Raw genomic sequence first — 13,658 nt, 5'->3', positions numbered from 1 at the left:
CCGGTCAGGCTATGTGCGGCCAGGTGACGGCGCTTCTCGATTCCTGATCGGTCTGGTCACCTGCTTCGCCACGCACGACGGCATCCCGGCGGTGGCGAGCGCCGCCTGGGTCCGGTAGGCGCTGGGCGGCATGCCGACCAGCTCGGTGAAGCGGGTGCTGAAGGTGCCCAGCGAAGAGCAGCCGACCGCGAAGCAGACCTCGGTGACGCTGAGATCGCCGCGCCGCAGCAGCGCCATGGCGCGCTCGATGCGCCGCGTCATCAGGTAGCCGTAGGGCGACTCGCCGTAGGCGAGCCGGAACTGGCGGCTGAGGTGCCCGGCGGACATGTGCGCGTCGCGGGCGAGCGCCTCGACGTCCAGCGGCTGCGCGTACTCCCGGTCGATCCGGTCGCGAACGCGGCGGAGCCGGGCGAGGTCGCTCAACCGCTGAGCCTCGGATGGTCTGCTGGTCACCTGCGAAATCGTGCCACACGCGACGCCGGGCGGAGCAAGGCGAACGCGGTGCGTCAGCGTTCCTCGAACCACGGGTTCGCAGCGGTGCCCTTGGCTTCGATGAGCTTGGTGCGCCCGTTGCGGCAGAAGGAGAAGTCCCTGCTCCTGAACGGGCTTCCGGACGCGGCGACCGCTTCGACGTGGACCGGGGTGTACTCGCCGACCCCCACTTCGCCGGCGTCGAGAGTTCTCGCTTCCGCGCGGTCGAAGTAAGACGTCCATTCGGTCGAGAACGGTTCGCTGTTCTCGGCACGAACGGTGAACGCGACGGCGAAAGCACCATCGTTGCGGACCGTGACCGACTGGTAGCACGGTTCGAGCAGGGCGCTGGGGTCATCGAGCTCCACCGCCGCCTGAGCGGAGACGCCCGCAGCCATCGGCACAGCGGTGGCCAAGGCACCGATCAATCCGCGATGCAGAGCACGCACGACAAACTCCTCAATCCTGGGGAAAGCTCCGGAACACGGCGGAGTCAACTGATCCCCGGGGCCCGCGACAACGAAGATGAGGCGCTTTCACCCAATACTCCAACGTCGTCACCTGTCCGAGCGGCCCACGATGCCGACACCGGCCGGGAGCCGGCGGATGGAGGTGCGTGGGCACGTCGCCGGTTGGCCCGCCGCGGACCTTCATCGAGTCGGGATGTGACGGACCCCACCGAAAAAGGGTGACAGGGTGTTGTCGCGGGAGGTTGCCACTGTCGACGGCATGACGATCACAGATGAGGACTGTCTCGCCGAGACCTTGGCGTTCAACGAAGAGTTCGCCGCCAATGCCGCGAGCCGCCCGGCTCGCGGCAGCACACCGGATGCAGCCCTGCTGGCAGCCCTGCGGCGCAACCGGCTCGGCGGCGACGTGCCGCCGGTCAGACTGCCGCAGGGCCAGGACCGCGTCGTCGAGGGCGGGGTGAAGGTACGAGTCTTCCTGCCGGACGACGTCGACGGCGTGTACCTCCACATGCACGGAGGTGGCTGGGCTTTCGGCTCCGCGGACGGGCAGGACGAGAGGCTCTGGCAGCTCGCCGAGCAGGCGCGGCTGGCCGTGGTGAGCGTCGAGTACCGCCTCGCGCCCGAGCATCCGTTCCCCGCCGGACCGGACGACTGCGAGGCGGCCGCCCGGTGGCTGGTGGGAAGCGCCGCCGCGGAGTTCGGCACCGAACGGCTGCTGATCGGTGGTGAATCGGCCGGTGCCCATCTGAGCGCCGTGACCCTGCTGCGCCTCCGCGACCGGCACGGCATCACCGGCGCGTTCCGGGCGGCCAACCTGCGTTTCGGCGCCTATGACCTGTCGATGACGCCGAGCCAGCGATCGTTCGGGTCGAAGGGGCTGTTGAGCAGCACCGAAACGCTGCGGGGCAGCTATGAGCTGTTCACGCCGGGGATGGGGGCGGAGCAGCGCCGCGACCCCGAGATCTCACCGCTGTTCGCCGATCTGACCGGCGTTCCGCCCGCCCGGATCGTCGTCGGTTCCGAGGATCCGCTGCTGGACGACTCGCTCTTCCTGGCCGCGCGGTGGCAGGCTGCGGGTGCGCGTGTGCAGCTCGGTCTCGTCGCCGGCGCGATGCACGGCTTCACCTTGTTCCCGTTGACCATCACCGAGCGGGAACTGCGCCGGGAGCGGGACTTCCTGTCCGCAGCGTGCCGGTAGCGTCAGCAGCGTGAACCGCACTGCTCGGCTCTACGCGCTCGTGGAGGAGCTGCGCTCGGCGGCGCGCCGCGGCCACTGACGGTCGCTGCGCTCGCCGCGCGATTCGAGGTCAGCACGCGCACGGTTCAGCGCGACCTCCAAGCGCTGATGGAAGCCGGTGTCCCGGTGCGAACCGCACCCGGACGAGGCGGGGGTTGGTCGATCGATCCGGGAATGACCTTGCCTCCGGTCCGCTTCACCGCCGATGAAGCCTCGGCACTGGCCGTGGCGCTCGCCGCGACCGACACCTGCGCCCCGTACGCAGGTGCGGCCCGAACCGCGGCCCAGAAGATCGCAGCCTCGATGACCGGGCCCGCCTCGGCGGCGGCGCAGGATCTAGCCGCACGGATCGTCGCGCTGCCGTCGCCGGGTGACTCCGCGGTCCGCGTTGCAGTGGAACAGGCCCTCACCGCGAACGCGGTGCTGCGACTCTCCTACATCGACGCGGCAGGACGCGAAAGCGACCGAGTGGTGGAACCGGCCGGACTGCTGACGGCCAACGGACACTGGTACCTCATCGCCTGGTGCCGAACTAGGCGGGCCGGTCGAGGCTTCCGGTTGGACAGGATCACAGCGGCAGCGCCCACGGGTGAGCAAGCGCAACCCCATGATCTGACGGAACTCCTGCTCGGCTCGGCCGCCGCGGGCGCGGTACAGCCGACAACGCTGGCCGTCCTCACGCCCTCGCGCTGAGAGCCCGAGGGCAGCGTCCTCGCTTTCGGTCCTTTTAGGATAGTTGTGGTTGCTTCCGCACGGGCGCCATGACCTGGCCGAGCTTCAAGTTCCCGCTACGAGTCGGAACGGAGAACACCTGCGCAAGTCCCACGAACCCCCGAACACGATCCGCTGAGCGTTTTCATCCTGGTCCGCGGTGTCAGGTCAGGTCCCGGACGCACAGGAGTCGTGAGTGCCTGTGGTCGCCACAGCAGCCATGACCACTCACGACCCAGAGACACAGGCATTCCGCACAGAGGATGAAAAATGCTCACTGGAACGGAAGGCTGCCACGCCCACCCGAAGACTGGAGGCCCGCGGAAAGTGCCGACGGAAAGCGTTCTAGGGCACCAGGTCCGCCCGAAGTACTCGTCCCCGGGACGACATCAGCTATCTCGGCCCGCGTCGCGACCAAGAACGTGACATGCTCGCGCGCTATCCAGGCCGGCGAGGTGTCGCCAAGTCTCGGTCCCGACGCCACCCTCGACGCCCTCGTCGGCCCGATCGTCTATCGCGCCTTCACCGGGGCGAGCATCCCCCGCAGCCTGGTGGACACCCTCGTCGAAGACCTGCTCAAGCCCCGTCCCGACTGAGCGCCCGCCCCAGACCAAGGCAGCGGCGGCCACCCGTCCCGGCGCTACCCTCATGCCGCATAGCGCGTACCGCGAGGCGGGTGTTCGATTCTCCGCAGGCCGGAGTGCATGTCGGTCAGGACTTGCGCCCCGGCAGGATTCGAATCTGCGGCACCCATTTTTAGAAGACCTTGCTCACGGTCCTTTCCGGACAGTAGAGGATTCTCCCTGTGCGCTCGACCGATTCCGATTGCGAACCGCGGCGGCCACGAACGACGCGACCAGCGGTCGGCGGTCCTGCTCGTTCCAGGCGAGCACGAGGCGGCTGGGTGGTGCGTCGGTGACGGGGATGCAGATCAGGCCGGTCGGGGCCGGTTCGACCAGGGAGCGGGGCAGCACTCCGATCATCCGGTTCACCGTGACCATGTGGAGCAGCTGGATGACGTCGGCGACTTCGGGGCCGGTGCCCTCGCCTCCGGGGACGCCTTTCCAGCGCGGCAGCGTCTCACCGTCCAGGTCGGACATTCGCACCGCGGCGTGCCCGGCCAGCCGGTGGCCGTGCGGGACGATGACCACGCGGTCCTCGGTGTGCAGCGTCTCGTGGGCCAGGCCGTTGAGATCGTCGAACGGCGCGTAGAGCAGGCCGACGTCGGCCCGGCCGTCACGCAGGAAGTCGGTGCGGTCGGCCGCGCCGCTGAACAGGATGTCCACCTGGCGGGCGTCGGGCTGGTGGGCGTACTCGGCCAGGACCGGTGACAGCAGGCCGGCGTCGCCGCCGGGCTTGATCACGAGCCGCAGGTGGGCTTCGGCGTCGCCGGCGCGCCGGGCGTTGCGGACGGCGGCGCTGACCGCGTTGAGCGCGTGCCGCCCGTGCTCCTGCAATGCCTGCCCGGCCGGGGTGAGTTCGACGTGGCGGCTGGAGCGGATGAACAGCGGGACGCCGAGCCGGCTCTCGATCCGCCGGATCGCCTTCGACAGCGCCGGCTGGGCGATCGAGAGCCGGGTGGCGGCCCGGCCGAAGTGCAGCTCGTCGGCGACCGCGATGAAGTACTCGAGCTCGCGGGTCTCCAGTTCAACCATGCCTCCAGGTTATCGCTGAATACCGAACAGATCTTGGACATCGGGCAAGTGCGTTGTCGAGAATTGAGGCATGATCAACCACACGATGATCGTTTCCTTCGATCAGCCCTTGCCGGAAGGCGAGCTCGACCAATATCTGGCAGACATCGAACGGATCATGATCGACACTGGTCTCACCCGGTCGGTCACGACCCGGCGACACCTTCCGATCCCCGGCGAGGAGGCCATTCCGGCGCTGATCGCGACCGCGATCGTGCAGGTCGCCGTGGCCGACACCGACACGCTGGCGAAGGCGTTCGCCGCGCCCGGTATGCACGAGGTCATCGAGCGCTGGCAGTCGCGGCACCCGTACAAGGTCGCCTGGGCGAACCACGAGCCGCTGGCATGAGCGACGTGGCCCTCATGCGCGACAACACCCGGAAGACGGGTCTGGTCACCGGCGCGGGCAGCGGGATCGGCCGCGCGGCGGCGATCCAGTTCGCCCGGCAAGGCGCCGCGGTCGCCGTGCTCGACGTCGACGAGACGACGGCAGCCGAGACCGCGGAGATGATCGAGGAGGACGGCGGCGAAGCGCTGGCCATCGTCGTCGACATCGCCGACGAACACTCCGTGCGGTCGGCCGTCGAGCGCACGGTCGAGGCCTTCGGCGGCCTCGATTTCGCCATGAACAACGCCGGTATGAGCTCGCAGCACCATCGGCGCCTGGCCGACGATCTCATGCTGTAGGCGACTACGCCGCAAGCCGCCTCCACCGTGGGCTGTCAGTAGAGGTAGACGTCTACGAGGAACGCAGCGACTCCGGCGAGCAGCGCCAGCGCCATGGTGGGGCGTGCCGGGCGCGATCCGAGCGGCCCCAGCCCGAGCAGAAGCGCGGTCGCGGCGATCGAGAACACGCCGGAGCCGGTGTCCTGCCAGCTGGCCGGGATGACGCGCACGGGAGCGTCTACGAAGAACTGGTGTGCGCTGGTGGCGTGCAGGATCGCGTTCCACGCGAATGGGCCGGTGAACGCTCCCGCAGCAGCGCCGAGCGCGGCACGCACCCGCAGCTCGCGGGCGGCGAGAACGACCGCGATACCTGCGAGCAGAGCGGAAAGGATGGCCCCGTAGGCGATGGTCGTCCAAGTGAGCATGGCTCCCCCTCGAACCTGAATTTGCCCGGAACGTCGCAAGATGCTCAGTGCCAGCGTGGCCGATGGGATAAGTGGTGTCGATGCGAGCTGGTCGACGATGAGCCGGGGCATCGGCCTCCGAAGCTCCCGGCGGGTGCTCGACGAGACGGACGGTCCGTCAAGGGCACACCGGAAGGTTGCCGTGGCCGCCCGTTGGTGGTCTTTGCCGCGCATGCACGGGATCGACTTGGTAGGCAAGTGTGCATTGGCCAAGGAACGGAAGGAGCAGCTCTTGTCTCGATTGGCTGGTGCCCTGCTGTTGGCGGCTGCTAGCGCGTTGATCATGTCGCCGCAGGCAAGCGCCGTGGTCGACCCGGTTGCCTCGCTCGACTGCGCGGTGGGGACGGTTGCGGATCCCGCTGGGGCGGTCGTGGCCCCCTCTGAAGTGCCGCTGGTGGGGTGCCTCACGCCTTAGTTCCGAACGTCGAGCACGCCAGGTCCCCCAACGATTACTGCGCCCCCGCACCCTTCAACCGGGTGCGGGGGCGCGTTGGTTCAGTTGGCGCAGTGCCGTCCCTCGGGTTCGTTCGCCGTCGAGCCGGGCGGGGTGCAGGTCGGCGGGCGGGTCGAACCGAGCAGCCCCCGCGCGATCGGGGCGCGTTGGCCGCGGTTCGGCCCAGTGCAGCAGCGCTTAGACGGCGGCGAGTACGAGAACAGCGAGCAGCTCGATCTGCTGATCGGCGCCAAGATCATCGATTTGGCGTCCCGTCGCAGGTCAGCTGGCTGATCTGGCTTGCGCCCCCGGCAGGATTCGAACCTGCGACACCCGCTTTAGGAGAGCGGTGCTCTATCCCCTGAGCTACGAGGGCTTGGTCTTCGACCTCACTCGGAGCGTACCTGGCTCGCCGGGGTCGTCTGACACCCGGTTGGCGTCCCCTGCGTCCCGCCTGTCGCAGGCTTCCGTCGCGTATCGTCAGGTGATCGTTACCGTTCGGCGCCACTGGGGTGGGTATGGGCAACGAGAACAGCGGACCGGTGCGCAACCTCGTGCAGGCCGGGGCCATCCACGGCGGCGTGCACTTCCACGAGCCGCAGGCGCCGGAGGCGCCCGGGCAGCTGTTGCCGGAGCCGGTCAACTTCGTCGACCGGGAGCCGGAGCGCGAGGCGCTCGACGCGCTGCTCGCCGAGGCGCGCGGGGCTAGGGCCGGGTGCGCCGTGATCAGCGGGATTCGCGGGGTCGGCAAGAGCGCCCTGGGCACTTACTGGTCGCACCGGGTGATCGACTCGTTCGAGCACGGACAGGTTCGGTTCGACTTCGGGCTCGGACAGCGGTCGCTCGGTGAGGCCGCGGAGCACTGCTTGCGTTCGCTCGGCGTGGCCGGGGACCGGATTCCGCTGTCGGACGACGACAAGATCGCCCTGCTGCGCACGAAGACCAAGGGCCGGAAGCTGCTGTTCTTCTTCGACAACGTGGGCGACCTCGCGCACGTTGCGAAGCTGCTGCCCGCCTCGGCGGAGAGCGTGGTGCTCTGCACGAGCCACCACGACGCCGCAGACCTCGTGCTGGACGGCGTTCGGCCCATCCGGCTGGCCGCGCTCGAACCCGGGCATGCCCTCGACTACCTGCGGCGCAGCGGCCTCGGGGAGCGGATCGACGCCGAGCCGGTCGCTGCCGCGGAGCTTGTGGACCGGTGCGGCAGGCTGCCGCACGTCCTTCGCCTGGTGGCCGGGATGCTCCGGCGCCGGACGTCCTGGAGCATCGCGCGGGCGGTTCGGGAACTGTCCGACAAGAGGAGGCGGCGCGATCACCTCCACGAGGCGTTCGGGGCGCTCGACCTGGCGGTCGAGCAGCTCTCCGGGGCCGAAGTGGAGCTTTATGCGTGGCTGGGGGTGTTCCCCGGGCCGGTGTTCTCGGCGGGGGCGGTGGCGGCGTTAGCCGATCTCGCTGAGATCGATGCCGAACTCCGTCTCGACGAACTGCACAGGACTTGTCTGGTGGAAAAGAACGATCAGGATCAGTACTTCCTTCACGACCTCGTCCGCGAGCACGCCTCCGAAACTCCCAGCGAAGCCGCGGAGAAGCTGGACGCCGCGCGGCAGGGCGACGATGCGTTGCGGCGCCTCGTCGGGTGGTACCGGCGGCAGGGCGCGTTCGCCGATCGGATGGTGATGGAACCCAGTCGGCTCCGCGTCGTGGACGACGAGGTCGACGGGGAGAACCCGTTCGGCACGTGGGAAGAAGCGCTGGAATGGTTGGAGCGCGAGCGCGTCAACATCCTCGGCATGGTGGATCTGGCCAGCGAAAATGATATGCACGTCGACGTGATCGCGCTCTGCGATGGTCCACTGTGGGCATTGCACAACCGGCACAAGCACTACTCCGACACGTTGCCGGCGCTGGCATCGGCCATCGCGTCCGCGGCTGCGATCGAGGACCCCGTCGCGGAAGCGCGGATGCGGAGCCTGCGCGGTCAGCTGCTGATGGAGTGCGGCGAGCTCGACGAGGCGCACGAGGAGTGCGCGAAGGCGGTCGCCGCGGCCGAGCGGGCCGGGCACCGGCGAATCCTGGCCTCCGCGCTGGAGTTCCAGGGCAAGGTGCTGCACGCGCGCACCGAATTCGCTGAGGCCATCGGGAACTTCGAGCGGGCCCGGCGGCTCAACGAGGAGCTCGGGCGGCGTCGCGGCATGGCTCTGCAGGAATACCTGATGGGCAAGTCGCTGTCCGGGCTCGGCCGGCACGTTGAGGCCCTGGCCGTGCTGCGGACCGCCCTGGACCGGCTCGCGGAATTCCCCGAGGACAAGCGGACTCCTGGCCGGATCGAGGTCGCGACGGCTCGGGCGCACCAAGCGCTCGGGCAGCACGAGCAAGCCGTTTCGGCGCTTCGCGAGGTCATCGCCGAGACGCGGGAACGGCAGGCCTCCTTCGACCTCGCCGAGCCGTTGGAGCTGCTCGCCGACTCGCTCACCGCGACCGGACAACCGGGCGCGCGGGAATGCCTGGCGGAAGCGCTGGAGATCTACGAGCAGGCGGAGAGCCCGAAGGCGGAGCGGGTGGCCCGCAAGCTCGGTGACGGGTGAGGTGCGTCAGCCGGGACTGAACAGATCCACCGGCGCCGCCTGGGCAGGCCACGGCGGCTCCGGGAGGTCCAGCTGCCGGTAGATCAGGCTGCGCAGCCGTTCGCAGGCTCGGTCTTGGAAGGCCAGGTCCGCGAGCTGCTGGTGGTCGGGGACCGGCCGCGCCGCGTCGATCTGCGCCCGCACGTCTCCGGTCGGGTCGAGGCGCTCCGCCCGCTCGCCCAGCAGCGCCATCGGGGAGCCGGGCACCACCTCGTCGGTGCCGAAAGCCGCTAGCAGCAGCGGTTTTCCCAGCGCTGCGGCGTAGCACGACAGCGAGCCGTGATCCGAGATCACCACGTCCGCGGCGATCAGCGCGGCCTGCCACTTGCGCAGCCTGGGCACCAGGACGAGCCCGTCGCGCAGGGCGGTCTGCAACCAGGTCCGGATCTGCAGGCCCTCGTGCCTGCTCCAGATGTTCGGGTGCAGCACCAGCGCGACCTGGTAGTCGGCGGGCAGCGCGGCGACCAGATCCCGGGCCAGCCCGCCCTGCCTGCCGAACAGCGAATGCGGGCCCCAGGTCGAGGCGAGGACCACGAGTTTTCGCCTGCCGGTGCCGAGGGCCGCGCGGTAGTGCTCGCGCATCGGCAGGCTGGCCTGCAGCCGCGCGAAGCAGGGATCGCCGATCACCTCGGCGCGCGGGACCGCCTCCGGGCAGTCGCGCCGCAGTGCGACCAGTTGGCTCGGGTGGGAGAGGCCGACGACCGCCGGAACCACCCGGCCCTCGTGCGTCAGCTGCGCGGCGGACAAGCCCGAAACTTCCTCCGCCACACCGGATTCCGTGGCGCGGAGCTTGTGGTGCCCGGCGCCGTGCGGCAGCGTCAGCACCGGCATCTCCAGCTCGTGCAGCCGGCCGTTGCCGCTCGGCGAGATCGCGAGGTCGAAGTCCTCGCCGACGGCCTGCTCCCAGTCCGCGACCCGGGCCTGCGAGCGGTGCAGCTGGTCGGCGAGGTTCGCGGCGAACTCCGAACCCGCCGCCACCGCGAAGCGCGTCTCCACCCGCATGTCGTCGGCGAGCACCGGGAGCACGTCCAGCAGGCGATCCAGCGCCGTCAGGGTTCGCACGACGCCGAGCACCCGGCGCTCGACCGGTGCGGTGTCCCAGCGCTCCGCCCGCTGCGGCTCAGCGGGCGACATGGCACACCGCCGGGCTTCCGGGCTTCCGGGCTTCCGGGCTTCCGGGCTTCCGGGCTTCCGGGCTTCCGGGCTTCCGGGCTTCCGGTGTCGATTCTACCTTGCCGCGCAGGGGAAACCCGTCGATCGGAGATCGCAGCGCGGTGGACATGGCGATCGATCCTAATCGAGCCGGGTGCGCCTCAACTCGTGGTCGAGCTGTCCGCGGTCGGCCGGTCCCCATCGATCTCCCACCGGTTGCGCCCGGCCCGCTTCGCCCGGTACAGCGCGATGTCGGCGGCGGCGAACAGGTGCTCCAGGTTCGCCGGACCCGCCGCGACGCCGATGCTCACCGTCGGCGCCTTGGTGAGCCGCCCGAGCACCAGCCGCCAGTCGTGCCGCTGCACCGCGGCGCGGATCCGCTCGGCGACGATCGGCCCGGCGTCGCGGGACTCCTCCGTGGCGTCGACGAGCAGCACCACGAACTCGTCGCCCGCCCAGCGGCAGATGAGGTCGTCGCCGCGGCATTCGCGGCGCAGCAGGTTCGCGACCTCTTGGAGCACCACGTCGCCCGCGGTGTGCCCGGCGAGGTCGTTGACGTCCTTGAACCAGTCCACGTCCAGCAGCAACAGCCATGGCACCCGGCCGGCCGCCGCGGTGCTCTCCAGCAGCACCGGTGCGCGCCGCTCCAGGCCGAGGCGGTTGGTGAGGCCGGTCAGCGGGTCGCGCAGCGCGGCTTCGCGGGCGGCCACCGCCATGCGCTGGGCCTGCACCGCCACGCGGCGCTGTTCCAACGCCTGCCCCAGCCCCTCCTGCAGCACGTCCACCGCCGTGCTGCTCGCGGCGACCGTTCGTCGCAGCGCGGCGGATTCGCCGACCGAGTCGGACAGCTCCTCGCAGATCGCCGCGAGGTCCAGGGAGAACTGCATCATCAGCATGGTGTCGCGGATCGTTTCGGCGCCTTCCAGGGCACGGCTGGCGAACGTGCGGGCCTCCTCCAGCCGGTTCTGCTCGCGGCGCACCACCGCCAGCACCCAGTTCGCCACCGCCGTGGTGAACCAGTCGTCGGCGCCGCGACCCAGCGCCAGCGCCTCCAGGGCGGTCCGCTCGGCTGCGGCCGTTTCGCCGACGCCGGCCAGCGCCCGCGCGAACCCGGCCAGCGCGGAGCGCTTCACCTGCCCGGGCTTGGCCAGTCCCTGCGACTCGTCGAACAGGTCGCGGGCCAGCTCGAACTGCGCCCTGCTGGTCTCGTCGGGGCGGGTCACGGCGCGGAACACCCGCGCGTTGCCCTCCCGGCTCAGGCAGTGCGCCAGCGCCGCCTGGTCGTCGGAGTCGCGCGCGATCTGCACTGACAGCGCCATCAGCTCCAGCGCCGGGCCGCGGTGGCCGATGGTCTCCAGCAGGTAGCCGAGCATGCTGATGGTGTGCGCGGCCGCCGGGCCTTCCGGGCGGTCGACGTCGAGATCGGTCCAGCCCTCGGCGATCAGTTCCAGGGCGAGCGGGATGCGACCCAGCCGCCACGCCAGCGACGCCCGGTGCACCAGCACGGTCGGGCGGTTCCAGTGCTCGCCGACGTCGCTGGTCCCGGCCTTGATCAGCTCGTCGAACGCCGCGTTCGCCTCGGCGAAGCGGCCGGAGTCCAGCAACAGCCGCACGTGGCGGTCGTGGGCCGGCAGGTGGCCGACCATCAGCGGATCATCCTGCTGCACCGCGTCCTCGCAGGGAGCGCAACTTGTAGTGGAACCGCGTGCCGACGGTTTCGTGCCGTCCAGGCTACCGGCTGCGACCCTGTCCGTACTTGTCGTAGTGCACGACCTGTTCCAGCGGCACCCGCTGTCGCCAGCCGTGCCGCTCCAGGTCCGGCGTGTCGGCCAGGGATCGCACCGGCCCTACGCACAACCATGCCACCGGGCGCACTCCCTGCGGAATGCTCAGCAGCCGGCGGAGGAACTCCTCGCGGTAGAAGCTGACCCAGCCGACGCCCAGGCCCTCGGCGGTGGCGGCCAACCACAGGTTCTGGATGGCCAGGCACACCGAGTACAGGCCGGCGTCGGCGATCGCGTGGCGGCCGAGCACCTGCGGTGCGCCGCGGTTCGGGTCGTAGGTGACGGCGATGCCCAGCGACGATTCCACGATGCCCTCGACCTTGATCTTGGCGAAGGTCTCGGCGCGTTCCCCGTCGAGCCCGGCGGCGAAGACGCTGCGCTCGGCCAGCACGTGTTCGCGGAAGGCGCGGCGGGTGGCGTCGTCGCGGACCAGGACGAAGTCCCACGGTTGGGACAGTCCGACGCTGGGCGCGCTGTGCGCGGCGGTCAGGACGCGACGCAGCACCGGTTCGGGGAGCTCGCCGCCGGTGAACTCCCGGCGCACGTCGCGGCGGCGGTTGATCACGTCGTAGAGGTCGGCGGCGGGGGCGGTGTCGGTCAACTTGGAGGCTCGTCCGGCGATCGTCATCGCCGACCATCCTGCCGCTGGCGCCGAGGGTCGCGGGGCGAGGGGCACCGGCGGAGGGTTTTGCCTGATCAGGTGTCGTGAGCGTTTTGGAGCGCTCAGGCGATCCAAAACGCTCACGAGCAACTACCTGGGCAAATGGTTCATTTCCGGCCGTTTCCGGGGTAGGGGAGCAGGGCCATCTCGCGGGCGTTCTTGATCGCTCGCGCCACCTCGCGCTGCTCCTGCGTGGTCAGGCCGGTGACGCGGCGGGAGCGGATCTTGCCCCGATCGGAGATGAACTTCCGCAGCAGCGCGGTGTCCTTCCAGTCCACCTGGACGACGCCTTCGCGCTGGAGCAGGTTCGGCTTGCGGCGCACGCTGCGCCGGTCGTTGTGCACCACGGCTCACCAACTCGACTTCGTCACGCCGGGCAGCTCGCCGCCGTGCGCCAGCTCGCGCAGCCGCACCCGGGAGACGCCGAACTTGCGGAAGTAGCCGCGCGGACGCCCGTCGACGGCGTCCCGGTTGCGCAGGCGAACCGGGCTCGCATCGCGCGGCTGGCGCTGCAGCTCGCGCTGAGCGGCCACGCGTTCCTCGGGGCTGCTGCCGGGCGCGACGATGATCTGCTTCAGCTCGGCCCGCCGCTGCGCGTACCGGGCGACGATCTCGCGGCGCTGCTCGTTGCGCGCGATCTTGGACTTCTTGGCCACTCGGCCGTTCCTTTCACTGCTCGAAGCTCGGGAGCGGCAGTCCCGGTGAGAACCGGAACGACCACTCACGAGCAGGGGGTAAGGGACGGGGAGATCGGCAGCGAGCGCGCTCGACCTTGACTTCCGTCGAGCAAGCTGCGCAGCCGTCTCTGCCTTCTGCGAGCCGCGATGCTTGATTCCGTCAGCGTTCTTCGCGGAACTCGACGTGCTTGCGGGCCACCGGGTCGTACTTGCGCAGGACCAGGCGGTCCGGGTTGTTCCGGCGGTTCTTGGTGGTCACGTACGTGAAGCCGGTGCCTGCGGTGGATCGCAGCTTGACCACCGGGCGGACGTCGGTGCTCTTGGCCATCAGACGCGTTCCCCTCGCGTTCGCATCGCGGCCACCACGGCCTCGATGCCCTGCTTCTCGATCGTCTTCATCCCCTTCGTCGACACCCGCAGCCGGATCCAGCGGCCTTCGGACGGCAGCCAGTAGCGCTTCCGCTGCACGTTGGGCAGCCAGCGGCGGCGGGTGCGGTGGTGGGAGTGGGAGACCTGGTTGCCGTAGCCGGGTTTCTTCCCGGTCACCTGGCAGCGGATGGACATGACCTTCCTCTCGATAATGACATCCATTTTCATTTCGTCGTCGACGAGGG

General features: G+C 69.9%; 17 protein-coding genes, 1 tRNA gene and 1 pseudogene. 7 read left to right on the top strand and 12 right to left on the bottom strand.

Annotated features, from left to right (window positions below):
* Positions 1-9: 9 nt before the first annotated feature.
* On the bottom strand, positions 10-453 hold the full coding sequence (locus ACWEV3_RS30120) for a helix-turn-helix transcriptional regulator (protein ID WP_358578829.1): 444 nt from the start codon (positions 451-453) through the stop codon (positions 10-12).
* A 53-nt stretch (positions 454-506) separates the two neighbouring features.
* A complete protein-coding gene (locus ACWEV3_RS30115) occupies positions 507-920 on the bottom strand; it encodes a hypothetical protein (protein WP_452617102.1) in 414 nt (137 codons plus the stop codon).
* Between the two features lie 280 nt (positions 921-1,200).
* Here ACWEV3_RS30115 and ACWEV3_RS30110 point away from each other — a divergent pair, with 280 nt between their 5' ends.
* The 4 genes and pseudogenes from ACWEV3_RS30110 (at position 1,201) to ACWEV3_RS30095 (ending at position 3,485) form a co-directional block, all read left to right on the top strand.
* Positions 1,201-2,139 (top strand): alpha/beta hydrolase, encoded by a 939-nt coding sequence (locus ACWEV3_RS30110; protein WP_452617101.1) that lies wholly within the window; start codon positions 1,201-1,203, stop codon positions 2,137-2,139.
* A 75-nt stretch (positions 2,140-2,214) separates the two neighbouring features.
* Positions 2,215-2,316: pseudogene (locus ACWEV3_RS30105) on the top strand (HTH domain-containing protein); the annotation flags it as partial.
* A gap of 36 nt (positions 2,317-2,352) precedes the next feature.
* Complete coding sequence (locus ACWEV3_RS30100) at positions 2,353-2,871, top strand: helix-turn-helix transcriptional regulator (RefSeq protein WP_452617100.1); 519 nt, start codon at positions 2,353-2,355, stop codon at positions 2,869-2,871.
* A 473-nt stretch (positions 2,872-3,344) separates the two neighbouring features.
* Positions 3,345-3,485 (top strand): hypothetical protein, encoded by a 141-nt coding sequence (locus tag ACWEV3_RS30095; RefSeq protein WP_452617099.1) that lies wholly within the window; start codon positions 3,345-3,347, stop codon positions 3,483-3,485.
* A gap of 174 nt (positions 3,486-3,659) precedes the next feature.
* Here ACWEV3_RS30095 and ACWEV3_RS30090 read toward each other — a convergent pair whose 3' ends face one another.
* Positions 3,660-4,544, bottom strand: a complete 885-nt coding sequence (locus ACWEV3_RS30090) for a LysR family transcriptional regulator (protein ID WP_452617098.1) — start codon at positions 4,542-4,544, stop codon at positions 3,660-3,662.
* A 70-nt stretch (positions 4,545-4,614) separates the two neighbouring features.
* Here ACWEV3_RS30090 and ACWEV3_RS30085 point away from each other — a divergent pair, with 70 nt between their 5' ends.
* Together ACWEV3_RS30085 and ACWEV3_RS30080 are read left to right on the top strand one after the other, a co-directional pair.
* The gene (locus ACWEV3_RS30085) at positions 4,615-4,932 is read left to right on the top strand and encodes a hypothetical protein (protein ID WP_452617097.1); all 318 of its coding nucleotides are present in this window, start codon (positions 4,615-4,617) and stop codon (positions 4,930-4,932) included.
* A complete protein-coding gene (locus ACWEV3_RS30080; protein ID WP_452617096.1) occupies positions 4,929-5,270 on the top strand; it encodes an SDR family NAD(P)-dependent oxidoreductase in 342 nt (113 codons plus the stop codon). The genes ACWEV3_RS30085 and ACWEV3_RS30080 overlap by 4 nt, the downstream gene beginning before the upstream one ends.
* A 35-nt stretch (positions 5,271-5,305) precedes the next feature.
* On the opposite strand, the gene ACWEV3_RS30075 is transcribed toward ACWEV3_RS30080, so the two are convergent.
* Together ACWEV3_RS30075 and ACWEV3_RS30070 are read right to left on the bottom strand one after the other, a co-directional pair.
* Positions 5,306-5,674 (bottom strand): hypothetical protein, encoded by a 369-nt coding sequence (locus tag ACWEV3_RS30075; protein ID WP_452617095.1) that lies wholly within the window; start codon positions 5,672-5,674, stop codon positions 5,306-5,308.
* A gap of 775 nt (positions 5,675-6,449) precedes the next feature.
* Positions 6,450-6,522: transfer RNA gene (locus ACWEV3_RS30070), tRNA-Arg, on the bottom strand.
* 142 nt (positions 6,523-6,664) lie between these two features.
* On the opposite strand from ACWEV3_RS30070, the gene ACWEV3_RS30065 reads away from it, so the two are divergent.
* Positions 6,665-8,731 (top strand): NB-ARC domain-containing protein, encoded by a 2,067-nt coding sequence (locus ACWEV3_RS30065; protein ID WP_452617094.1) that lies wholly within the window; start codon positions 6,665-6,667, stop codon positions 8,729-8,731.
* Between the two features lie 6 nt (positions 8,732-8,737).
* Here the strand turns inward: ACWEV3_RS30065 and ACWEV3_RS30060 are convergent, their stop codons facing one another.
* The 7 genes from ACWEV3_RS30060 to rpmB all read right to left on the bottom strand — a co-directional run bounded on the left by ACWEV3_RS30060 (position 8,738) and on the right by rpmB (position 13,608).
* The gene (locus tag ACWEV3_RS30060; RefSeq protein ID WP_452617093.1) at positions 8,738-9,904 is read right to left on the bottom strand and encodes a hypothetical protein; all 1,167 of its coding nucleotides are present in this window, start codon (positions 9,902-9,904) and stop codon (positions 8,738-8,740) included.
* 179 nt (positions 9,905-10,083) lie between these two features.
* Positions 10,084-11,568: a diguanylate cyclase gene (locus ACWEV3_RS30055; protein WP_452617148.1), complete on the bottom strand. Its 1,485-nt coding sequence runs from the start codon at positions 11,566-11,568 to the stop codon at positions 10,084-10,086.
* A gap of 85 nt (positions 11,569-11,653) precedes the next feature.
* On the bottom strand, positions 11,654-12,334 hold the full coding sequence (gene bluB, locus ACWEV3_RS30050; RefSeq protein ID WP_452617092.1) for a 5,6-dimethylbenzimidazole synthase: 681 nt from the start codon (positions 12,332-12,334) through the stop codon (positions 11,654-11,656).
* Between the two features lie 140 nt (positions 12,335-12,474).
* The gene (rpsR, locus tag ACWEV3_RS30045; RefSeq protein ID WP_358578810.1) at positions 12,475-12,714 is read right to left on the bottom strand and encodes a 30S ribosomal protein S18; all 240 of its coding nucleotides are present in this window, start codon (positions 12,712-12,714) and stop codon (positions 12,475-12,477) included.
* 3 nt (positions 12,715-12,717) lie between these two features.
* A complete protein-coding gene (gene rpsN, locus ACWEV3_RS30040) occupies positions 12,718-13,023 on the bottom strand; it encodes a 30S ribosomal protein S14 (RefSeq protein ID WP_452617091.1) in 306 nt (101 codons plus the stop codon).
* Between the two features lie 181 nt (positions 13,024-13,204).
* Entirely contained in the window at positions 13,205-13,372 is a 168-nt protein-coding gene (gene rpmG / locus ACWEV3_RS30035) for a 50S ribosomal protein L33 (protein ID WP_132492926.1), read from the bottom strand.
* Positions 13,372-13,608 carry a 50S ribosomal protein L28 gene (gene rpmB / locus ACWEV3_RS30030; protein WP_452617090.1) on the bottom strand — a complete coding sequence of 79 codons (237 nt, stop codon included), beginning with the start codon at positions 13,606-13,608 and terminating at the stop codon, positions 13,372-13,374. The genes rpmG and rpmB overlap by 1 nt, the downstream gene beginning before the upstream one ends.
* Positions 13,609-13,658: the final 50 nt, after the last annotated feature.

Source organism: Saccharopolyspora sp. NPDC003752, from assembly GCF_053605825.1.
Note: the sequence above shows the minus strand (reverse complement) of the source record. Positions and strands in the feature narration are given on the sequence as shown.